Annotated in this window: 19 protein-coding genes and 2 pseudogenes; 13 read left to right on the forward strand and 8 right to left on the reverse strand. The window is 72.0% G+C overall.

What is annotated here, in order from left to right; all coding sequences use genetic code 11:
• Positions 1 to 96: 96 nt before the first annotated feature.
• The 3 genes from ACFXPL_RS23070 to ACFXPL_RS23080 form a co-directional block, all read right to left on the reverse strand.
• Complete coding sequence (locus ACFXPL_RS23070) at positions 97 to 2220, reverse strand: ATP-binding protein (RefSeq protein ID WP_384922597.1); 2124 nt, start codon at positions 2218 to 2220, stop codon at positions 97 to 99.
• Entirely contained in the window at positions 2217 to 2936 is a 720-nt protein-coding gene (locus ACFXPL_RS23075; RefSeq protein ID WP_384922600.1) for a DUF4255 domain-containing protein, read from the reverse strand. Before ACFXPL_RS23075 ends, ACFXPL_RS23070 begins: the two co-directional genes overlap by 4 nt.
• Positions 2937 to 3277: 341 nt before the next feature.
• On the reverse strand, positions 3278 to 3916 hold the full coding sequence (locus tag ACFXPL_RS23080) for a LuxR C-terminal-related transcriptional regulator (RefSeq protein WP_384922603.1): 639 nt from the start codon (positions 3914 to 3916) through the stop codon (positions 3278 to 3280).
• A 211-nt stretch (positions 3917 to 4127) separates the two neighbouring features.
• Between ACFXPL_RS23080 and ACFXPL_RS23085 the strand changes: the two genes are divergently transcribed.
• From ACFXPL_RS23085 to ACFXPL_RS23095, 3 genes are all read left to right on the forward strand, one after another.
• Positions 4128 to 7088, forward strand: coding sequence for a LuxR C-terminal-related transcriptional regulator (locus tag ACFXPL_RS23085; RefSeq protein WP_384922773.1), 2961 nt, complete (start codon positions 4128 to 4130; stop codon positions 7086 to 7088).
• Between the two features lie 115 nt (positions 7089 to 7203).
• On the forward strand, positions 7204 to 8172 hold the full coding sequence (locus ACFXPL_RS23090) for an STM4015 family protein (protein ID WP_384922606.1): 969 nt from the start codon (positions 7204 to 7206) through the stop codon (positions 8170 to 8172).
• A gap of 109 nt (positions 8173 to 8281) precedes the next feature.
• Positions 8282 to 9490, forward strand: a complete 1209-nt coding sequence (locus tag ACFXPL_RS23095) for a hypothetical protein (protein ID WP_384922609.1) — start codon at positions 8282 to 8284, stop codon at positions 9488 to 9490.
• A gap of 72 nt (positions 9491 to 9562) precedes the next feature.
• Here the strand turns inward: ACFXPL_RS23095 and ACFXPL_RS23100 are convergent.
• Positions 9563 to 10086: pseudogene (locus tag ACFXPL_RS23100) on the reverse strand (TetR/AcrR family transcriptional regulator); the annotation flags it as partial.
• Positions 10087 to 10096: 10 nt separating this feature from the next.
• Here ACFXPL_RS23100 and ACFXPL_RS23105 point away from each other — a divergent pair.
• The 3 genes and pseudogenes from ACFXPL_RS23105 (at position 10097) to ACFXPL_RS23115 (ending at position 11505) form a co-directional block, all read left to right on the forward strand.
• Positions 10097 to 10949 (forward strand): annotated as a pseudogene (locus tag ACFXPL_RS23105) (NAD(P)H-binding protein).
• Positions 10946 to 11101: a hypothetical protein gene (locus ACFXPL_RS23110; protein ID WP_384922612.1), complete on the forward strand. Its 156-nt coding sequence runs from the start codon at positions 10946 to 10948 to the stop codon at positions 11099 to 11101. The pseudogene ACFXPL_RS23105 and the gene ACFXPL_RS23110 overlap by 4 nt, the downstream one beginning before the upstream one ends.
• Positions 11098 to 11505, forward strand: coding sequence for a (2Fe-2S) ferredoxin domain-containing protein (locus tag ACFXPL_RS23115; protein ID WP_384922615.1), 408 nt, complete (start codon positions 11098 to 11100; stop codon positions 11503 to 11505). The genes ACFXPL_RS23110 and ACFXPL_RS23115 overlap by 4 nt, the downstream gene beginning before the upstream one ends.
• Before the next feature lie 110 nt (positions 11506 to 11615).
• Here ACFXPL_RS23115 and ACFXPL_RS23120 read toward each other — a convergent pair whose 3' ends face one another.
• The 3 genes from ACFXPL_RS23120 to ACFXPL_RS23130 form a co-directional block, all read right to left on the reverse strand.
• Entirely contained in the window at positions 11616 to 12368 is a 753-nt protein-coding gene (locus ACFXPL_RS23120) for a hypothetical protein (protein ID WP_384922617.1), read from the reverse strand.
• Positions 12369 to 12562: 194 nt separating this feature from the next.
• Positions 12563 to 13015: a hypothetical protein gene (locus ACFXPL_RS23125; RefSeq protein WP_384922620.1), complete on the reverse strand. Its 453-nt coding sequence runs from the start codon at positions 13013 to 13015 to the stop codon at positions 12563 to 12565.
• Between the two features lie 32 nt (positions 13016 to 13047).
• Complete coding sequence (locus tag ACFXPL_RS23130) at positions 13048 to 13185, reverse strand: hypothetical protein (RefSeq protein WP_384922623.1); 138 nt, start codon at positions 13183 to 13185, stop codon at positions 13048 to 13050.
• 375 nt (positions 13186 to 13560) lie between these two features.
• Between ACFXPL_RS23130 and ACFXPL_RS23135 the strand changes: the two genes are divergently transcribed.
• Genes ACFXPL_RS23135 through ACFXPL_RS23145 form a run of 3 tightly spaced genes read left to right on the forward strand, consistent with a single transcriptional unit; the run spans position 13561 to position 15204 of the window.
• Positions 13561 to 13818: a hypothetical protein gene (locus tag ACFXPL_RS23135; protein ID WP_384922626.1), complete on the forward strand. Its 258-nt coding sequence runs from the start codon at positions 13561 to 13563 to the stop codon at positions 13816 to 13818.
• On the forward strand, positions 13793 to 14326 hold the full coding sequence (locus tag ACFXPL_RS23140) for a DUF6879 family protein (protein ID WP_384922629.1): 534 nt from the start codon (positions 13793 to 13795) through the stop codon (positions 14324 to 14326). The genes ACFXPL_RS23135 and ACFXPL_RS23140 overlap by 26 nt, the downstream gene beginning before the upstream one ends.
• A gap of 26 nt (positions 14327 to 14352) precedes the next feature.
• A complete protein-coding gene (locus tag ACFXPL_RS23145) occupies positions 14353 to 15204 on the forward strand; it encodes a helix-turn-helix domain-containing protein (RefSeq protein WP_384922632.1) in 852 nt (283 codons plus the stop codon).
• A gap of 121 nt (positions 15205 to 15325) precedes the next feature.
• Here the strand turns inward: ACFXPL_RS23145 and ACFXPL_RS23150 are convergent, their stop codons facing one another.
• On the reverse strand, positions 15326 to 16591 hold the full coding sequence (locus ACFXPL_RS23150; protein WP_384922635.1) for an ROK family protein: 1266 nt from the start codon (positions 16589 to 16591) through the stop codon (positions 15326 to 15328).
• A gap of 231 nt (positions 16592 to 16822) precedes the next feature.
• Between ACFXPL_RS23150 and ACFXPL_RS23155 the strand changes: the two genes are divergently transcribed.
• The 4 genes from ACFXPL_RS23155 (at position 16823) to ACFXPL_RS23170 (ending at position 21498) form a co-directional block, all read left to right on the forward strand.
• Entirely contained in the window at positions 16823 to 17824 is a 1002-nt protein-coding gene (locus ACFXPL_RS23155) for a carbohydrate ABC transporter permease (RefSeq protein WP_384922638.1), read from the forward strand.
• Positions 17824 to 18759, forward strand: coding sequence for a carbohydrate ABC transporter permease (locus ACFXPL_RS23160; protein WP_384922641.1), 936 nt, complete (start codon positions 17824 to 17826; stop codon positions 18757 to 18759). The genes ACFXPL_RS23155 and ACFXPL_RS23160 overlap by 1 nt, the downstream gene beginning before the upstream one ends.
• 92 nt (positions 18760 to 18851) lie before the next feature.
• Entirely contained in the window at positions 18852 to 20231 is a 1380-nt protein-coding gene (locus ACFXPL_RS23165) for an ABC transporter substrate-binding protein (protein ID WP_384922776.1), read from the forward strand.
• Positions 20232 to 20280: 49 nt separating this feature from the next.
• Entirely contained in the window at positions 20281 to 21498 is a 1218-nt protein-coding gene (locus ACFXPL_RS23170) for a Gfo/Idh/MocA family protein (protein ID WP_384922644.1), read from the forward strand.
• Positions 21499 to 21546 lie beyond the last annotated feature (48 nt).

The following is a 21546-nucleotide window of genomic DNA, read 5'->3' on the forward strand; positions in this document are numbered from 1 at the left end:
GGACACGGACGGCGGGGCGGAGCCGTCACCGGGGCGGGGCGGGACGGCGGGGCGGAGCGTCACCGGGGCGGGAAGGGACGGCTCCGGCGAAGTCGCCTACCAGTCCACGTCGTCCAGCACCAGCCGGCCCGCCTTGCGGTACTCGCGCTGCGCGCCCGCCAGCAGGTCGGCGTTGGTCACGGGTTCGCCCCGCCCCGCCGCCCCGTACGCGGCCGTGACGACCGCGCTGCGGATCGAACCGCCCGCCAGCTCGAAGTCCCGCGCGCACGCCGACGGATCGATGTCGTCGGCGCAGGGAACGTGCACGAGGCTGTGGCGCCAGAGCGCGAGGCGCTGGGGCTGGTCGGGGAACGGGAAGTCGATCACGAGGTCCAGCCGCCGGGTGAACGCCTCGTCGATGTTGCCGCGCAGGTTGGTCGTCAGCAGCGCGATCCCGTCGAACGACTCCAGCCGCTGGAGCAGATAGGCGCTCTCCATGTTCGCGTAGCGGTCGTGGGCGTCCTTCACCTCCGAGCGCTTGCCGAAGACGGCGTCGGCCTCGTCGAAGAGCAGGACCGCGTCCGTGCGGTCGGCCTCGGTGAAGATCCGCTCCAGGTTCTTCTCCGTCTCACCGACGTACTTGTCCACGATCGACGAGAGCTGCACGACGTACAGGTCCAGGCCCAGCTCGGCGGCGACCACCTCGGCGGAGAGTGTCTTCCCCGTACCGGATCCGCCCGCGAACAGCCCCAGCACGCCCCGGCCGCGTCCGCCGCCCGCGCTGAGCCGCCAGTCACCGAGGACACGCTCGCGGTTGCGGGAGCGCACGGCCAGTTCGTGCAGTTGCGCCAGCGGCTTCTCCGGCAGGACGAGGTCGTCCCAGGTGACGTCGGGGCGGATCCGCCGGGAGTGCTGTTCCAGGCCGGACGCGGACTGCTGGCGGGCGGCGAGCCGTACGTGCGCCGCCGACAGCGGCGTACCGTCGAACGCCGCGAGGTCCAGCGCCGCGCGGGCCGCGCGGTCGATCCCCTCGCGTCCGAGGCGGTACGCGGCGACGACCGGCGTCAGGTCGAAGCCCAGCTCCGTCCCCGCCTCCGCCCCGGCCCCGCCCTCCGTCTTCACGGCGCCGCCCAGCGCCACCGTCCACGCCTCCAGGTTGCCCGCACGCTGCCGGGGCGCGTCCAGCACCAGCGGTTCGCCGCCCGGCCCCCCGTTGTCGCACCAGTGGGGGTCGTACGGACGCGTCCCCGTCAGCAGGACCGTCACATCACCGGCCGACAGCGCCCGTATCAGCTCCTGCGGTCTCTCCGGCAGCGAGGTGACGACGACGGCGCGGCCGGACAGCCGCGCCTCGCGCAGCACCTCGGCGTACGGGACGTCCTCCCTCGGCGGGTGTTCCCCGGGGGGCCGCTCACCCTGCGGCCGGCCCCCCGACGGGGGCGTCAGGTGCAGCGCGCCGATCCCGGCCGCGCCGAAGGCGGCGGCGGCGCAGCTCAGCCCGTCGCCCTCGCGGTGTTCTCGCAGGTAGACCGTGCAGGGGCCGGCCGCGAGCCGCGCGGCCAGCAAGCGGACAAGACCGTCGCTCCCGGGGTCGGCCGCGGACTCCGTCCCGGTGTACGGAAGCGGCCTGACCGTTCCGTCCAGCACCGCGTCCGCGGTGTCGTCGCCCAGCAGATGCGCCACCACCCGCTCGGGCACGCGCAGGGAGCGGCTGAGGAAAGGCCGCTCGGGCTCCTCCACGATGAGCAGCCCCAGCGAGACCAGCGGAGCCGACGCGTGGAACCTGGCCCGCCCGGCGGCGGAGTGCGCGGGCACGCCGGACAGGTCGAGCGCGAGCCCGGTCGAGGCCCGGCGGCGGCTGACGTCGTCGTTGAGGTAGCCGTACAGCCCCTCGAAGGTCCGGTCGAGGTCGGGCGCGAGGGCGATCAGCAGGATCCCGGTGTCGAGTTCGCTGAGGCGCAGCCGCTGTGCGAGGCGGTGAAGCCGGTCGGGCGCGTCGGCCTCGCCGGCCGCGTCCGCCGTACCTGTCGCGCCCGTCGTATCCGCCGTGCCGGTCGGGTCCGCCATCCCCGGGGGCAGGGAGAGCAGCCGCCGGATCGCCTCTTTCGGCAGGTAGAGCCCCCGCATGGGGTCCGTGGCCGTCGGGTCGTCGGCGCTGCGGTGCTCGACCAGCCGCGCCACGCGCTCGCGCAGCCCGGTCAGCCGTTCGAGCAGCGGGGTTACCTCGTTCAATTCCGTCATTCCTTCGTGCCCGCGCCCGGGCCTCTGCCCTTGCCGGCGGCCTTGCCCTTGCCCATGCCCATACCGGAGCCCATGCCCTTGCCCGAGCCGTTGGCCAGGTGCCGGGGGAGGTGGAACCGCTCGCCGCTGTCCTCCAGCGAGCCGTCCACGGCCCGGACCCGTACGCCCGCGCCTTCGGTGACCGGCGGGCCGACGGCGTACTCCGGGAAGGACGGGAAGGGCGCGGTGATCACCACGTCGAGCGACGGCTTGAGTTCGCCGCCGAGCGCCGACCAGATGTCGGCGAGCGAGCGCGCCTCGGTGTGCAGCCCCGCGACGGACAACGGGATGGTGAGCCCCAGCTCGGCCAGCGAGCCGGAGAGTTCCTGCGGCGGAAGGAGTTCGCGCGGCAGGAGCGTGGCCAGTACGGCCGAGAGCAGCCGGTGCTCGTCCTGCGGACGCTTGGTCCAGGCGGTGACGAGGTACGCCAGCCGGAACCAGCGCGGCGCCTCACGCCGCTTGAGGACGATGCCCCGGTCGTCGCGTACGGCCGCGGCGCCGCGCTCGCGCCGCCGGGTGTCCTCGCGGATGTCGTAGAGGTACGCGTCGATGATGGGGGCGTTCTGGCGGGCCGCCCAGTCGCGGGTCGGGGCGTCGAAGGCGACCTCGACGCCGGACCCGGCGAGGGAGCCGCCGGTCAGCAGGCGCTTGAGGACATCGTCCACCTCGTGGATCACGGTGTGCAGCCCTTCACATCGACGTCGTCGCCGGTCGGTCACTCATGGGTGGTCGCTCACTCGGGCAGTCAGGGGGTCGGGCGGTCGGGAGCCGGTCGCTCAGGGGGCAGGCAGTCAGGGGGTCGGGCAGTTGTCGGTGGCGGGCGGTGGCGGCCGGTCACGCGCGCCGGTCCGCGGCGATACCCGTACACCCCTCGGCACGGCCCTCGGCGCGCCGGTGTGACAGCACGACAGACCCCACGTGATCGTGGACCGTGAGGCATCCACTTCACGAGGCACGGGCGGGACGATCAAGGGGCATGCTCCTCTGCCCCCGAGAACCTTGACTCAGGTCCCACCCATCAGATGTAGCCTTCCCGCAAGGCATAGGCCACGGCATGGGCGCGGTTCCGGAGTTGCAAACGGGTCGTCAGACCGTGCATGACATTTTTGACGGTGCGTTCGGAGTACGACAGTTTGCTGGCAATCTCCCCGGTGTCCATACCCTCGGCCACCAGCCGGAGCACATCCACCTCGCGCGGTGACAGACCCGCCGCGGGGGCGCCCGGCACGTTCGTCGTGCCGCGCTGCAACGTACCGACCTGCGCGATCAGCCGCCCCAGCAGGTCGGAGGGCAGGTCCCCGTCGCCGCGCGAGGCCGCCAGGACCGCCTGGAGGAGCCGGTGGCCGGTGGCCTCGCGCCGCCAGACGATGGCGCCGACGCCGCACTCGATCACCTGGAGCAGTTCGGCCTCGCGGATCAGGCTCGTCACGAGAACGGCCCGGGTGCCGTCCGCCCTGATCAGCCGCCTCAGCCGGGACAGGGTGGGTTCGTCCAGCGCCTCGGCGAGCAGGACCGCGACCGTTCCCGGCCGCCCCGCGGCCTCCTCGACCAGCTCTATCTCCGGCTGTCTGCGGAGTTGGCTGGCGGCTCCTGCGAGGGAGAGCGGGTCCGATGCGTGGACCTCGACCGGGATTCTGGCCGGGGTACGGAGAACCATTCCCTTACGTCCTTGCGTTAGCGGAACAATCTCCTCCCACCGTCCCTCTGTCAGTGCGGAGGCCACAACCGTGGCCCACCACGAGAACGACCACGAGATCGGCGGGAGGTTACCCATGACCGCGGCATCGAACGTGTACCGGGGCACCGGTCCGGACGCCCGTCCTGACCACGCCACCACCCCGTTCCCGAGGACACCCCCACCCCCACTCATGCGCCCACCTCTGCATTCTCACCCTTCCCCCCTTCCCGCGTTGCTCGAACGCGAGGCCGCGCTCGACCTGCTCGCCCTCGAAGCCGGGCGCGCGCTGGACGGCTCCGGCCGGCTGGTCGTGTTCCGCGGGCCCACCGGTACGGGGCGCAGCACGCTGCTCGAAGCCGCCGCCGACCTGGGCGCGCGGCTCGGCATGCGGGTGCTGCGGGCGCACGCCTCCGCCGACGGATCCGGGAGCCCTTTCGCCCTGGTGCGGCAACTCCTCTGCCCGCCCGCCGACTTCGGCCCCGACGACGGCGTCCCGGGGATGGTGTCCGCGGGACGGCTGTGGCAGCGGCTGTGCGCGTACGCGGCGGAGCAGCCGCTGCTGGTCGCCGTGGACGACGTCCACCTCGCCGACCAGTCCTCCCGGCGCTGGCTGACGGAGGGCGCGCGCAGGATGGCCGGGCTGCGGGTGCTGATCGTGGTGAGCGAACGCGGCCAGTACGACATCGCGCCCCCGTCACCGGGTCTGGCGCACGCCCTGCCGCCCGCCGTGGTCGGCTCGCACGCGCTGGCGCCGCTGAGCCGGGCGGCGGCCGAGACGCTGATACGCGGCGGCGCGGACGCGCCGGCCGTCTCCGCGGAGTGGGTGGAGGGGTGCGTACGGGCGGGCGCGGGCAACCCGCTGCTGCTGCGGGCCCTGCTGGACGACCTGCGGGCGGTGTACCCGGACGCGGACCGGGCGTACGAAAGGAACGAAGGGGACGGAGGGGACAGGGGAGACGGCGGGGACGGCGGGGACGGCGGGGACCGGGGCGCCGGGCACGGCGTACGGCTGCCGACGAGCTGCGCCGAGCTGTATCCGGGGGCTTTCGTGGCGGCCGTGTCGTGGTGGCTGGAGAGCGCGGGGCCCGGTACCGCGACGGTGGCCAGGACGCTGGCGGAACTGGAGGACGCGCACGCCCCCGGGGAACGGCACGAGCCTCCGCGGGACGGTCAGACGCCCACCACCACCCTCCGCCCCACCCTCCAGGAGGACGACCTCGGCAGCCTCCTGGCCGAAGTGACCTGGGCCGACCCCTCCCGTGTCGCCGGCTGGCTCACCGCCATGGTCCGGCTCGGCGTACTGCGCCGCGATCCCGCCCACGGCGGCCCGCGCTTCGCCCACCCGCTCCTGCGCGAGGCCGTCCTCGACGGCTGGCCCCGCTCGCACCGCCAGGCCGTGCACCGCCGCGCCGCCGAACTGCGCCGCCGCCGGGGCGACCGGGTCAGGGCGGTCGCCGCGCATCTGCTGCGTACGCCGCCCGACGGCGCGGGCTGGGTGCCGCAGACCCTGCTGGACGCCGCGTCCGTCGCGGTCAGGGAGGGCAGGACCGGCGACGCGGTCGCCTGTCTGCGCCGCGCCCTCGACGAACCGCTGCCCCGCGAGCGCAGGGCGGCGATCCTGGCCGAACTCGGCGCGCTGGAGTTCGCCACCGTACGGTCGGCGGGGATATCCCGGCTCGCCGAGGCGCTGCGCCTCCAGGAACGGCCCAGGGAGCGCGTCATGACGGCGGTCACGCTGGGCACGGCGCTGGCCCACCGGGGCGAGCCGCGCGCGGCGTTCGACGTCCTGGGCGGCCTGGGGACCCTGGAGGACGAGCCGGTCCTGGCCCGTACCGTCCAGTCCGCGTCCGCGCTCCTCGCCGACCACGACCCGGAGATACGGCGCGAGGTCTACGCCCGGCTGCGCGAGACCGCCGCACGCTTCCCGGAACGGATGAGTCCGGCCGTGAGGACCCTGCTCATCCGGTACGAGGCGACGGCCGGGCTGATCTCCGCCGACTGGGCCTCCCAGCAGATCCGGCGGCTGCTGACGGCGCCGGAGGACCCGCTGCTGGTGCCGTACCTGCTGGGTACGGCCGCCGCCGTGGCCCAGTGGGCGGACGCGACGGACGACGCGGAGCGGCTGGTCAGGGCCGGGCTGACCGAGCACCGGCTGTCGCCGCTGCACCCGGTCCACGACTCCCTGCTGAACGTACGGATGGACAGCGCCGCCGGGCGCGGCCAGTACGCGCGCGTACTGGAGGAGACGGCCGGCGCCGCCCCGCCCCCGGAGGACACCCCACGCGCCGGGCCCACCAACTTCCTGGCCCACCGGGTGCTGGCGCTTGTCGAGTTCGGCCGCGCCGCAGAGGCGAGGCGCCTGGTCGAAGGCGTCAATGTCAGTGAGGCACACGACAGTTGGGAGCTGAACCGGTTCCTGTACGCGCGCGGCGTCCTGCGGGCCGCCGACGGCGACCCCGCGGGCGCCCTGGCCGACTTCCTGGAATGCGGCAGGCGCCAGCTCGGCCGGGACGTGGAGAGCCCGATCGTCACGCCGTGGCGCTCGGCCGCCGCCGAGTGCCATCTCGCCCTGGGGCAGCCGCAGGAGGCACTGGCGCTCGCCGAGGTGGAACACCGGTACGCGACCGTGTGGAACACCCCGCGCGTACGGGGCCGGGCGCTGCGCGTCCTGGGCGCGGCCACCGGCGGCCGGCGCGGCCTGGAACTCACCGCCGAGGCCGTCGACGCCCTGCGCAACACCCCGCTCGACACCGAACTGGTCCACGCCCTCGTCGCCCACGGCCGCCAGCTCATCGCGGCGGGCCGCCCCGGCCGGGCCCGCCCGCTGCTCCGCGAGGCGGCGGCGACGGCGGAACGCCTCGCGGCGCCGCGCCTGCTGGCCATGGCGGAGGCGGCCCTTCAGGCCAGCGGCGCCCGCCGCAGGAACGCCCCCCTCACCGGCACGCGCTCCCTCACCGCGAGCGAACGCCGGATAGCGGCTCTGGCGGCGGACGGCAGCACGAACGCGGAGATCTCCGAACTGCTGCACCTGGCCAAGCGCACGGTGGAGACCCATCTGACCAGCACGTACCGGAAACTCGGCATCCGCAGAAGGGCGGACCTGAAGACAGCGCTCTCCCCCGTGCCCTCACACCCCACGGAGACCCGGTAGCCCGAACTCCGCTGTCCGGCACCGTCGTCCGGCACCGCTGTGCGACACCGCTGTCAGAGGCGGCTGGTAGAACACAGCCAGCAGTGACCGGATTCGGAGCGTCAGGAGCCAGACCGTGTCTTACGTGCACCACGTCGAGCAGTTCTACGGACTGCCGGCCTTCACCTTCTCGCCGGATGTGAGTCCCGAGGATCTGCCCGATCCCGGCTCCGTGGCCTGGCGTCTCCAGTGCGAGGAGATGCCCCACGAGAACGACTTCTGGGCGCGCACCGAAGCCTATATGGCGCGGTTCACCGAGAGGGTCGCGCCGGAGAAGGTCCGGGCGGTGGTACTCGGCTTCCCCTGGTACGACGGTGAGAGAGGGCGCGGCACCGACGAACTGATGTCCCTGGCACCCCGATTGACCGGACTCGAAGGGCTCTTCCTCGGCGATCTGGAGGACGACGAGGACATGATCTCCACCATGTACCTGGGTGACATCGCGCCCGTCCTGGACGCGTTCCCCGGCCTCCGGGAGCTGGCCGTACGCGGCGGAGAGGGCCTGGAGTTCCCCGAGTCGGGCCACGAGAACCTGCGGGTGCTGCGCGTCGAGTCCGGTGGGCTGCCCCCGTCCGGGGCGGCGCAGATCGCCGCCTCCGCACTGCCGTCGCTGGAGCGCCTTGAGCTGTGGCTGGGCGACGAGAACTACGGCGGCGGAACCACGGTCGAGGACCTGGCGCCGCTGCTCAGGGGCGCGGGCAAGCCCGCACTGCGCCACCTGGGGCTGCAGAACAGCCCGATCCAGGACGAGTTGGCCGCCGCGCTGGCCGCCGCGCCGGTGGTGGCCCAGCTCACCTCGCTGAGCCTGTCGATGGGCATGCTCAGCGACGAGGGCGTCGAGGCGCTGCTGCACGGCCAGCCGCTCACCCACCTGCGGGAGCTGGACCTCTCGCACCACTTCCTCAGCGACGCCATGATGCTGCGGATCTGGACGGAGCTGGAACCGGAGGGGGTTCGCGTGGACCTGACCGCGCGGCAGCAGGACGACGGGGGCGTCCCCGAATGGGGCCAGGAGCACGGCCGGTACATCGCGGTGGCGGAATGACGGCGGAAGCCGGTACCTGAGCCCGCCGGGTCCCTGAACCGGCCCGGTTCCCGCCCGCGCCGCGCACCCTCCCCCTGCCCTCCTCCCACCCCAAGCGAAAGGCCGCACGATGTCCCGAGCCGCCGGCTCCCCCTCCGCCTCCACCTCCCCGGCCCCGGACCCTGACCCGGACGACCGGATCGTCAAGAACGGCCTCCGCCCCCGGGCCAACCCGCTCGATCCCGAACTGCCGGTCCCGTACGGGCACGTGCTGCTCGCCGCGGTCGAGCTGAGGTGGCGCCCCGCCGCAGTCGTGGCACGGCTGACCGCCCTCGGATACGCCGATATCCAGCGCCCCGAAGCCCCCCTGCCCGACACCGTGGGCCCCGACGACCTCCCGCTGATCAAAGACGCGAACTCGCACTACGCCATCGTCCGGCTCGACATCGCCGAGCCGGTGTCCCTGCAACAGATACTCGTCTCGGCGGTCAGGACCGACCGGGGCCCCGCCGAGATCGCCCGCCGGCTGACCGCTCTCGGCTACCGGCTCGGCGGCAGTGGCCACCCGCTGCCCGAATCCTTCCGCAGCGGTGACGCCGTGCTGATCAGAACCGACCCGGGTATCTACGGGAGGTGGCTCGACTGGGACGAAGAGGTCGCCGCGTCCCATGTACTGCACGTCGCCTCCCGCCTGAGGCGCAGCCCGTACGCCACCGCCGTGCGGCTGCTCGCCCTCGGTATCCGGCTGCCGTACACACCCGCCCCGGAGGACGAGCTGTTCCTCAGCTCTCCGGGAAGGTTCGGTGACGGCTGGCTGTACCGGTGGCCGCCCACCGGGCACATCCTCGCTGCCGCGGAACGGCTGGGACGCCCTCCGGCGGACATCGCCGCCCGGCTGACGGAGCTGGGCTACCGTCACGAGGCGGTGCCCGACACTCCGGAGGCCGACGACCTCATCCTCCTCAGCGACAACCTCGACGGCCGCGCACCCTGGCTGGAGAAGAACACCGTCGTCGGGCTCCGGACGCGCCACATCCTGCGCGCGGCCCTCGTCACGGGGCGGACCCCGGCGGACGTCGCCGAGCGGCTGACCGCGCTGGGTCACCGGCTGCACGAGAACGCGAAGCTTCCGGCCGTCGTGGACCCGGAGGACATCCGGCTGCTGGCGGCGGTCGACCGTTCGTACCGTGACGACGTCCACCTGGAGAACGTCCTGCGCAGCGCCAGCCTGACGGGCATGAGCCCGGCGGAGGTCGCGAGGCGGCTGACCGCTCTCGGCTACCAACTGCCCGACGAGGTGGACTACCCGGACGTACGGGGCTCACTGATCACGCCATGATCACCGCGGCTCCGCAGCGCCGGCGACGGAGCGATCGGCAAGCGCCCTCGTGGCCGGTTCCCCCGCCCTCGGTCAGCCCTCGCCCGCCAGGCCCCGTACGGGGCCGGAGCCCAGGACCCTGGCGGTGAAGTTCGCCAGTTGCGCCCGCATCCTTTCGCGCGGCACACCATCGTGCCCGGCCAGCCGCTCGACAAGATCGGCTCGGGTGGCGGCGAGCAGGCGTGAGCGGCGAAGTCGCTGTCGGTCAGACCGGGGATCTGCCCCGGCATGGCGTCGAGCAGGCCGTGCCAACGCCCGTAATGATCCGCCTGGTACGGGCTGCCGCTCCCGCTCTCCTCCAGGGCCAGCATGAGGCGGCGGTTGTCGAGTTTGAAGCACAGGAGGGTGTCGAGCAGGGCGGGTACGCGCTCCAGCGGCGGAGTCCCGGGGCCCAGGGGCGGCGGTCCGGCTTCGACGGCCTCCCTGACCGGTTCCAGCCGCGCCTCGTACAGCGCGCGGAGCAGGCCGGGGCGGTCACCGAAGGCCCGGAAGAGCGTGCCTTTGCCGACGTCGGCCGCCGCCGCGACAGCGGCCATGGTGACGCCTTCCGGGCTCTCGCAGCAGCCGATGACGACCACGGGCACCACTCTGGTCATCGGCGCCACCGGCACCACCGGCAGCCGCACCGCCGCGCGGCTGACAGCCGCCGGCCACCGCGTCAAGGCCGCCAGCCGTCGGGCCGCCACCGTTCCCGGCGCGGAGCCGGTCGCCTTCGACTGGTACGAACCCGCCACCCACGCCACCGCCCTCGACGGAGCCGACCGCGTCTACCTGATACCGCCCGTGGGCGACACCGACCCGGCGGCGGTCATGCTGCCGTTCCTCCGGCAGGCCCGCACCGCCGGCGTGCGCCGTGCGGTGCTCCTCAGCTCCTCGGCCATCCCCGAGGGCGGCCCGGCGGTCGGAATGGTGCACCAGGCCCTGCCCGGTCTGTTCGAACAGTGGGCGGTGCCGCGGCCGTCGTGGTTCACGCAGAACCTCACCGGCACACACGCGCACGCCGTGAGCATCCGTGAAGAGGACACCATCCGGACCGCGACCGGGAGTGGCCGGGTCGGCTTCGTCGACGCCGAGGACATCGCGGCGGTCGCCGTCCATGCCCTGACCGACGCAGATGCCCCCAACACCGATCTCGTCCTCACCGGGCCGGAGGCGCTCAGCTACGACGACATCGCGACCACCCTCACCCAGGTCACCGGCCGGCCCGTGGACCACCACCGGCTCTCCTACGAGCAGATGCGCGACCGCCTCACGACCGAGGTGCCGCCGGAGTTCGCCGCTATGCTGGCCGGCATGGACCGTGCCATCGCGGAGGGCGCGGAGGACCACATCACCGACACCGTCCAACACGTCACCGGCCGGCCCGCGCGCGTTCCGGGCCCTCCTCGAACACGCCTTCCTCGAACGGGAGAGGGAATGAGACAGCCCGGCATCGGCTTCGTCGCCCACACGCCGCTCGCCCGCACGCCGCTCGGTGTCCTCGGCCACGAGGGCGCGACCGTCGTCGGCCTGAACGGCCCGCGTCCGCCGCGCGACGCCGTCCGGCACCGCGCCGCACAGGACGTACGGTGAGCCGCCGCACCCAGAAGGCCGCCCCCGGCCCGGGGGCGGGCAGGCCCACCGTCACCGTGTGCCGCGGCTGCTGCTGCGGCACCCCGGCCAAGGTGCCGCGTCTGGACCACGAAGCCCAGCTCACCGATCTGCGCACGCGGCTGGCCGGAGTCGCCAGGGTCCGGCGGACCGATTGCCTGGACGCGTGCGAGCGCGCCAACGTCATCGTCATCCAGCCCTCCGCCGAAGGCCGCGAGGCCGGCGGACGACCGGTCTGGCTCGGCCAGGTCAACGACCCCGGCGCCGCCACCGACATCACCACCTGGGTCGCGAACGGCGGCCCCGGCCTCGCCGAGCCGCCCGGCGTCCTCGACCTCTACACCTTCAGCCCGTCGCGCCGCGTCCGCCACGAATTCGAGGACTGATCGCTCCGCCCGTCCCGGACCACTGCCACTGCCCGCCCTCCCCCGCCGAACCGGCACTCCCGTAACCCAAGCGGACCGGTCGGGGCGGCGAGTTGGGCCCGCCCCGGCTCTCAGGCCCCGCCGGCCGGCCGGTCGGCGGTGTCGGGTGCGGTGCGCGGCTCGTCGCGGTGCCAGAGCAGTCCGGCGATCGTGACCGGAACCGCCAGCAGGGCCCCGAGGACCACGGTCGCCGCCACCGACGTCCAGGCGTCCCAGACGAGGCCGGTGCCGTACGCCACGATGAGCGGTACGGCCACCACACCCACGCATTGCGCCACGCCGAACGGGACCCGGGGTGCGAAAGCGCGTCCGGCGGCACGGCGGCGGGCCCGCCGGGCGCTGCCGAACGCGGCGAAGAAGGCCAGGACCGCCGACCAGACCCCGGTCAGCGCGAACCCGGCGAGCATGGTGGCCTTCTCGTCCGGCAACCCGGGCAGCGTCTCGCCGAGCCCGTCATGGCGTACGGAGACCCGAACGTTCCGCCAGGTGGTGACCTCCACCTCGTCCCCCGGCCCGACGCGCTCCGACAGCTCGCCGTGCACATCGAGGTCCAGCGGCCGGTCGGCGGGGGCCGGTACGGGGTCCCTCAGCCGCACGCGGAAGACCGTCACCTTGCCGCTCTTGACCGTCTCGACGGAGAGCACCGTCCCGTGGATCGTGCGCATGCAGTCCGCCGAGCCCTCCGCCGTCCGCTCCGCCGTCCCGTCGCGGTCGCACGGCCGCGCGTTCAGGAACGCCTCCTCGTCCGCGACCTGCCCGGGCACCGGCCTGGCCAACGCCGCGGCGATCACCAGGAACACCACCCCGAGCAGGCTCCAGGCCACCGCCCACGACCAACCGTCCCCGGGCCGGGCCGGCCCCGCCCGCCTCACCGTCCGTACCGCCATCATCCCCAATTCCCCCTTCGTTCCAGGAGCATTGAGCCACACATCGCTGACCGGGCATCAGGGAGGAGTACGGCAGCACCGTACCGACGCCAGGTTGCCGGGATCCGGCAAGTTCCCGCGGTCGCCCCTGATCACGGGCGCCGTTCCGCCCCCTGGGCGAGTGGGCACACGCCGCGCGCCCGACGCGCCAGCGACGGGTCGTCGAAGGAGAACCGGCCGACGTGGAGGCGGTCGTGCCCGTACATGTTCCGCCCGAGTTCCGTGGTCCCGCCGCACTCCAACGCCCACGCGGCGCCGTACAGTTCGAGCCCGCCGGGCTTGGGCAGACTGCGCCCGCTCCACCCCACGCAGATCAACCAGCACGCCTCGGCGAAGCCGGCCCCGCCCGCGGAACCGTAGATCCGGGCGGGATGGTGCCGCGCGGCGGCCGCCATCAGCGACAGCTCCGGCGCGGCGGATGTGGGTACGTGGCCGATGACGGCGGTGTCGCCGACGTGGCCGGTGGTGGTGTACGCGAGCACGGCGTACCGGTCGGGCCAGGTGTGCAACAGCGCCAGCACGGTCACCCGCCCGGTTCCTGTCATGGTCCGTCCCACGTTCTTCCTCTTCTCCTGGATCAACGGACGTGCAGTAAGAAGGCGTTGTCGCCGCAGCCCGAGGCCGGGTCGGAGCCGCCGCTGTCGCCGTCCTCGATATCGGTGTTGTCCGGGTCCGCCTGGACGAGCGGCCCGCGTCGGGCGTGGATGATGGCCATGTGCCGTTCCCTTCCTCGCGACGGGTGGTGCACGGACCCGCTTCGGTCGCCTTCCTGCCAGGGAATGGGCGACCGGAGCGGGGATCAGTGACGCGCGACGCCTGCGTGGCGGTCTCGGTACGGGAGCCTCGTCCTCGCACGGGGAGCTGCGGGCGCCCTTGGCGCGCATCGCTGTCCGGACCCGCTTTTTGCGTGGATACGCGCGTTCATGCCCAGGAACGTAGACGCCCGGGACGCACCCTCTCAAGCAATGTGCACGAATGTGCGCACGCCGTTTTCACGTAACCGTATGGCTACTTGACGTCCTTGACGGGCCGTCAGCTCTGCCCGAGAATCGTGCACATTGGCACACACTCCGAGAGGGAGTACACGACCATGGACTTACAGTTCATCGGCATCGATCCTGAGACAGAGCTCGAAGGCTCGCCCACCGCGTGGGTGGACACGGACACCGCGGACATCGTGATCCAGAGCTACACGGCGGACGACGCCACGCGCAGCGAGTGCGCGGAGAACACCGCCCCCGGACACGCGAAGGCGATCCCGGCCGGCGAGAGCGTCATCCGTATCCCCGTCCGCCTGGTGCCCCTGCTGAGGAAGGCGTGCGATGTCGCTGAGCAGACCGAACTTTGAGGAACTCCTGGAGGCGGCCCAGCACTCCGCCGTCCACCTGGAGATGCGCGACGTCTACGGCGTCGGCGACGAGGCCGACGACTTCGACGAGTGGAAGCGTTCCGGCCGCCGGGACACCGACCCCGGGTCCCCCTACTGGGCTCCCTGGGTCGGCCTGATCGGTCAGGCCACCGCACGTGGGGTCGTCGTACGACGCGCCCGCGTGGTGTCCGAGCCGGTCACCGACTACATCCGCTACGAACACGCCGGCGCGGACGTCAACGTGCACGCAGGCGAGCAGGTGCGGTGGCTGCCCCGGCGTGACGCCGCCACCCTCCTGCTCCCCGGCAGCGATCTGTGGATCTTCGACAGCGCCTCGGTCATGTTCAACCACTTTGGCGGAGAGGGGGATTGGGCCGAGCCGAGGATGGAGCTACGGTCGGAGGCGGACGTCGTCAAGCAGTGCGTCGACGCGTTCGAAGCCGTATGGGAGCGCGCCACCCCGCACGGCACCTACGAGATCCGCTGACGAACGAACCCCGGTAGGCCAGCTCCGTGCCCATATCCCCGTCGTCCTCCGCCCAGGCCGCCCGCATGAACGTCGCCCGGCGGCTGCGCGACATCAGGAGGGACGCGGGGCTCACGGGCACCGAGCTGGCCTCTGTGTGCGGCTGGCACCACGCGAAGACTTCCCGCATCGAGAACGCGCGGACTCCGCCGTCACCGACCGATATCCGCCTCTGGTGCCGGACCTGCTCGGCCGGGGACCAGGCGGAGGACCTGATCGCCGCGTCCCTGCACGCGGAATCGCTCTACATGGAGTGGCGACGCCGCGCCCGTACCGGTCTCCGCCAGATCCAGGAAGCCGCCACACCGTTGTACAGGTCCACCAAGGTGCTCCGCGTGTACGCGAGAGCCCTGGTGCCCGGAGTCCTGCAGACCGAGGGATACGCGCGGGCCCTGCTCGGCACGAACGCCCGGCTGCTGGACGTCCCCGACGACGGAGCCGAGGCGGCTGCGGCCCGTGTGAAGCGGTCGCAGATCATCCACGAGGCGGGGCACCGCTTCGTACTCCTCGTGGAAGAACACGTGCTCCGTTTCCAGCTGGGCGACAGTGACACGATGGCCGCCCAGCTCGGCCATCTCCTCAGCGCCGGGACCCTTCCCTCCGTATCGCTGGGTGTGATCCCGATGAGCACACCGCATCGGCCGCTCTGGGTACAGGAACCTTTCAGCGCCTTCGACGACAGCCTCGTGGCGGTGGAGTTGCTGTCGGCGCGCGTCAACATCGTCCAGCCGTCCGAAATCGCCCTCTACCTCCAGGCGTTCGAGGAGCTTCAGGGCCTGGCCGTGTACGGCGCCCAGGCGCGGGCCCTGATCGTGCGGGCGATCGAGGCGCTGGACTGAAACGGTTCGTCCGGGGCGCGCGCCCTCGCGGATCCGCTCCGGTGTGACGAGGAACCTCCGGGAACCACGCCGCGCTGCCGCCCCTGAACCGGCGCGGCGCTCACCAGGTCCGCTCAGGCGGCTACTTCGGCCGGCCCAGGACCAGGACCTTGATGGCCAGGACCGCCGCGCCCCGGGCCCAGTCGTTGAAGTCGGAGATCTTGGTCTCCAGCGCGACCGGTTCCGCGAGCGGGTGGCGGTTGGCGGCGATCGCCTCGGTGATCGCCGGGTTCGCCACCTCCACCAGGCCCACCCCCTCCCCCGCGAGCAGGATCTTCTGCGGCATGGCGAAGTTGGCGATCTGCGCCACCACCGTGCCGAGCGCGCGCGCCGCCTCGTCGATCACGCGGGCCGCCGGGGGGTCGCCCGCTGCGGCGAGGGTGAGGATCTCGTCGTACGTGTGGTCCCGGCCGGTGGCCGCCGCGACCTGGTAGCGGATGCTCGGGATGGAGAGCAGCGCGGTGGCGCTGCCGCGGTCGCCGTCCGGGGTGAGGGGGCCGTGGGGGTCGACGATCCAGCGGCGGCCGATGCCCCGGGCGTCGTCGCCCGAGCGGACCAGTTGGCCGCCGAGGACCAGGCCGTACCCGACTCCGGCGCCGATGGTGAGGACGACGAAGCGGTCGAGGCCGCGGCCGGCGCCGAACCACGCCTCCGACTCGACCAGCGCGGCCACGTCGTTCTCGACCACGACGGGCAGGCCCGTGCGCCGTTCGAGGAGATCGACGAAGGGGGCGCCGCCCCAGCCGAGGAAGGGTGAGGTGACGGTGCGGTCGGGGCCGACGACATAGCCGCCGAGGCCCACGCCGACACCGGCGAGGCGCGGGAAGTCCGCGGCGAAGTCCGTGGTCATCGTGTGCAGGAGGCCTGCCACGTCCGCGGGCTCGCGGGTACGGAGGGGAAGGGCGCGGGCGGCGACGACATCGCTCTTGAGGGTGGTGACGACTCCGTAGACCGTGTCCTCGGTGATCTTGAAGCCGGCGAAGAAGCGGGAGTCCGCGACGATGTCCAGCGGCTGGGAGGGACGGCCCTGCCGGGTGGTGGGGGCGGGGATCCTGGCGGCGGGTGAAGGGACCTTGACCGCCGAGAGTCCGGGGGCGGGGGTGGCGGCGGCCGGGGTGGAGACCGGGGCCGGAGCAAGGGCGGAGGCGGGGGCGGGAGCCGGGGCGGAGGCCGGGTCCTCCACCAGCAGGCCCGACTCGATCAGCGGCTTGGTGAGCCGGGTGAGGCTGCCCGCCGACAGGTTCAGCTTTCTCGCGATCTCGCTGCGCGACACCGGCCCGTGCGTCAGCACCTCGATCGCCACGGCCCGTTCTGCGGGGCTCAGTGGTGCCCAACTCGCGGAAGGCATGCGCGCGTTCACCTTGCTCCTGTCGCTCCCCTGAGGGTCCATGACGGTGCTCCCGGTTCATCGTAGCCAGGATCAGCGAGGCCACTTTATTTCATCACGGAAGGAAAGGAACCCTCGTACCGGAACTTGGAGCGCTTGAATCCACCCTCGCACACCTCTTGACGCGGTGATTATTTCAAGACGAAAGTAACCACCACCCCCGAGGACGAGTCATGGACAAGGGAGTCTCTGATGACTGTCGCCTCACGCGGCGCCCCGAGCGGCGCGCCACGCGGCCCCGCGGCGCCCGGTACCAAGGTGATACCGAAGACCGCGCACGGCAAGAACACCGGCAGCAAGGGCAGGAACACCGGCAGCGGTGAACGCGGGGACGGGCTCCTCGCGTCGGCCTTCATCGCCCCCGCCCTGTTCGGCTTCCTGCTCTTCCTCCTCTGGCCCACCTTGCGCGGCATCTATCTGAGCTTCACCCGCTACAACCTGCTCACCCCCGCCGAGTGGGTGGGCCTGGACAACTACCGCCGGATGATCAACGACCCCATCTTCTGGGGGTCCCTGCGCGTCACCGTCGAGTACGTCGTCATCAACATCGGGGTGCAGACGGTCGCCGCCCTCTGCATCGCCGTACTCATGCAGCGGCTGACCAATTCCTCCTTCCTGCGCTCCGTCGTCCTCACGCCGTACCTCGTCTCGAACGTCGTCGCGGGCATCGTCTTCCTCTGGATCCTCGACACGCAGATCGGCATCGGCAACGAGATCCTGGGGGCGCTCGGCTTCGACCACATCGCCTTCCTCGCGAGCGAGGAGTGGGTCGTCCCGAGCATCGCGGTCATCAACGTATGGCGGCACGTCGGCTACACGGCCCTGCTGCTCTTCGCCGGACTCCAGGCGATCCCCGGCGATGTGTACGAGGCCGCGCGGGTGGACGGCGCGGGCGAGCTGCGGATGTTCTGGCGGATCTCGATGCCGCTGCTGCGGCCGGTGCTCGCGGTCGTCCTGATCATGACGGTCATCGGGTCGTTCCAGGTCTTCGACACCGTGGCGGTGGCGACGACGGGCCCCGGCGGCCCGGCCAACGCCAGCAACGTGCTCCAGCTGTACATCTACGACTCGGCGTTCGGGCGGTTCCAGTTCGGCTACGCGTCCGCCATGTCCGTGGCGCTGCTGGCCGTCCTCAGCGTGATCACCATCATCCAGTACCGGGTCACCCGGGCCGGCGAAACGGACCTCGGCTGATGCGCCCCCTCACACAGGCCGGCGTGGCCGCGCCCGCGAAGCCCGTACGCCGCACGCGACCGCTGCCGTCGCCCGGACGGATCGCCGCCTGGGCGGTGATGGTCGCGATCGTGCTCATCACCCTGCTGCCCTTCTACTGGATCGCACGGACGGCCCTCTCCTCCAATGCCGCGCTCGCCACCGACCCGGCCAACCCCCTGCCCGTGGACTTCAGCTGGGGCGGATTCGAGCGGGTCTTCGGACTCCAGAGCACCAAGGAGGCGCTGGCCCAGGGTGGCGCGGGCGGCTCCCTGAACTTCTGGCGCTACCTCTTCAACTCCACCGTCGTGGCAACGTTGGTGACGGTGTGTCAGCTGATGTTCTCCGCCATGGCCGCGTACGCCTTCGCCCGGCTGCGCTGGCGCGGCAGGGACCGGGTCTTCGGGCTCTTCCTCGCCGGGCTGATGGTGCCGGCCATCTTCACGCTCCTGCCGAACTTCATCCTGATCAAGGAACTCGGCCTGGTGGACACCCTCCTCGGGATCGCCCTGCCGACGATGTTCATGACGCCGTTCGCGGTGTTCTTCCTGCGGCAGTTCTTCATGAACCTGCCCCGGGAGCTGGAGGAGGCCGCGCTGCTGGACGGTGCGGGAAAGATACGGATCTTCTTCCGGCTCTCCCTGCCCATGGCGTCCGCGCCGATGGCCACCCTGGGCGTCCTCACGTACATCACGGCGTGGAACGACTACTTCTGGCCGCTGATGGTCTCGTACAGCGACAGCTCCCGCGTGCTGACCGTGGCCCTGTCGATCTTCCGGTCGCAGACCCCGCAGACGGGTACGGACTGGGCCGGGCTGATGGCCGCGACACTGGTCGCCGCCCTGCCGATGCTGGTGCTCTTCGGCGTCTTCGCCCGGCGGATCGTCAACTCCATCGGCTTCAGCGGGCTCAAGTGACCCATTCCCCCACGGGCACACGTAGAGAGGTCGGCGTCGTGCACAGCTCCCAAGGACCCTCCCCCCGGATCTCCCCCCGGCCGTCGCCCCGGATCTCTCCTCGGCCCTCCCGTCGGCTCTCCCGTCGGTCGGCCGCCCTGATCGGCGCCGTATCCCTCTCGCTCCTCGCCGCCGGATGCGGCTCGGGGTCCTCCTCCACCTCCTCGGCCTCGCGCGACACGGTCTCGTACTGGCTGTGGGACTCCAGCCAGCTGCCGGGATACCAGGAGTGCGCCAAGGGGTTCGAGAAGGCGAATCCGGGCGTCAAGGTCAGCCTCTCCCAGATCGGCTGGGACGACTACTGGACCAAGCTCACCGCCAGCATGATCGCGGGCACGGAGCCGGACGTCTTCACCGACCACGTCACCAAGTTCGCGCAGTTCGCCGACCTGGACGTTCTCGCCCCGCTGGACGAACTGCCCGCCACCCGGTCCATCAAGGACTCCGACTACCAGCCCGGCCTCGCCGCCTCCTGGGTCGGCCAGGACGGCCACCGCTACGGCGCGCCCAAGGACTGGGACACCGTCGCGATGTTCTACGACAAGAAGAAGACCGACGCCGTCGGCATCTCGGCCGAGACCCTCAACACCCTCGACTGGAACCCGGTCGACGGCGGCACCTTCGAGAAGACCGTCGCCCGTCTCACCGTCGACACCAAGGGCCGGCGCGGGGACCAGCCCGGCTTCGACAAGAACCACGTCAGGACGTACGGGCTGGCCAGCAACGACGCGGGCGAGGCCGACGGCCAGGCCCAGTGGAGCGCCTTCACCGGCTCCGCGGGGTGGAACTACACGGACAAGAAGGCGTGGGGGACCCACTACAACTACGACCAGAAGGCGTTCCAGTCCACGATCGACTGGTACTTCGGCCTCGCGAAGAAGGGCTACCTCGCCCCCTACACCGTCTTCTCGCAGTCCAACCAGGCCGACGCACAGCTCAGTTCGGGCAAGGCGGCCATCGCGCTGCACGGTTCCTGGATGACCAAGACCATCTACGGCTTCAAGGGCATCGACGCGCGCACCGCCCTGACCCCCATCGGTCCTTCCGGCAAGCGCGCCACCATGCGGAACGGCCTCGCGGACTCCCTCACCAAGCGCGGCGCGAAGAAGCCCGCCGCCCAGAAGTGGGTGGCCTACCTCGCCTCCGACGCCTGTCAGACGGTGGTCGGGCGGCAGGGCGTGGTCTTCCCGGCCACCAAGGCGGGTACGGACGCGGCGATCGCCGCCTACCGGAAGGAGGGCATCGACGTCACGGCCTTCACCCGGCCGGTCGCGGACGGGACGACGTTCTCGTTCCCGATCACCAACTACGCGGCGGACGTCGCCGGCCTCATGCGCCCCGCCATGCAGGACGTGTACGCCAACGGCGCTCCGGTGAGCAGTCTCACCACGACCAACCGGCAGATCAACCTCATCCTCTCGCAGGGCGACTGAGCACCAGCCTCAGCCTCCGCCCGAACACCACCCCAGTGAAAGGTGTGTCATGTCCTTCTCCCTTGGCATCGTCGGCGCCGGCCAGTTCGCAGGGCAGTTCGCGAAGCTCTGGCGCCTCCACCCCGGCGTCGGCGACATCTTCGCGACCGACCTGCTGCCCGAACGGGCCGAGAAGCTCGTCTCCGACCACGACCTCGCCGGCGCCCTGCCGTCCTTCGACGCCGTGCTCGACTCGGACGTCGACGCCGTCGCGATCTTCACCCAGCGCTGGACGCACGGCCCGCTCGTCGTCAAGGCGCTGCGCGCCGGGAAGCACGTGTACTCGGCGGTACCGATGGCGATCTCCGAGGAGGAGATCGCCGCCATCATCGAGGCCGTACGGGAGACCGGCCTGACGTACATGATGGGCGAGACCAGCCAGTACAACCCGGCCACCGTGTACGCCCGTGACCAGGTCGCGGACGGCGCCTTCGGCCGGATCTTCCACGCCGAGGGCGACTACGTCCACGACATGGACCTGGGCTTCTACGAGGCGTACCAGTACAGCGGCGGCGAGGGCTGGAAGTCGACCGCCAGCTACCCGCCCCTCCTCTACCCGACCCACTCGGTGGGTGGTGTGCTCGGCGCCTGGCGGACGCACGCGGTGAGCGTCTCCGCGATCGGCGTCAAGGACGAACGGGGGGACGGGGTCTTCGACAAGGACGTCAGCCAGTTCGACAACGACTTCTCCAACGCCACGGCGCTCTTCGAGGTCGCGGGCGGCGGCTCGTTCCGCATCAACGAGTTCCGGCGCGTGGGCTACCCGTCGCACATCCGGGAGTCGCGCTTCCGGTTCTTCGGTACGGAGGGGAGCCTGGAGCAGCTCGCCACGGTCAGCGTGTGGCAGGACAAGAAGGGGGTCCAGGACGTCACGGACCACCTCCAGCCGAAGCCCACGCTCTCCCCCGACGACCCGTCGCTCGCACACGTGTCGCCGGCGCTGCGGGACGCCTTCACATCGGGTTCGGCGCCGGTGCACGACCGGTCGCGCCTGCCGAAGGAGTTCACCAACGTGGTCAACGGCCACGAGGGAAGCCACCACTTCCTCGCGGACGACTTCGTGACCGCCGTCAGCACGGGCACGCTGCCGCCGGTCAACGCGTGGGTGGCGGCGCGCTACACCCTGCCGGGGATCGTCGCGCACGCGTCGGCGCTCAAGGGCGGGGAACGGCTCCCGATCCCGGACTTCGGGGACGCGCCGGAGCAGCCGGAGCAGCCGGAGCAGTAGGAACGGCGACAGCGTCTGAGGGGCCGGCCGTACGCGTACGGCCGGCCC

Source organism: Streptomyces sp. NPDC059092 (genome assembly GCF_042756365.1).
Classification (GTDB): Bacteria; Actinomycetota; Actinomycetes; order Streptomycetales; family Streptomycetaceae; genus Streptomyces.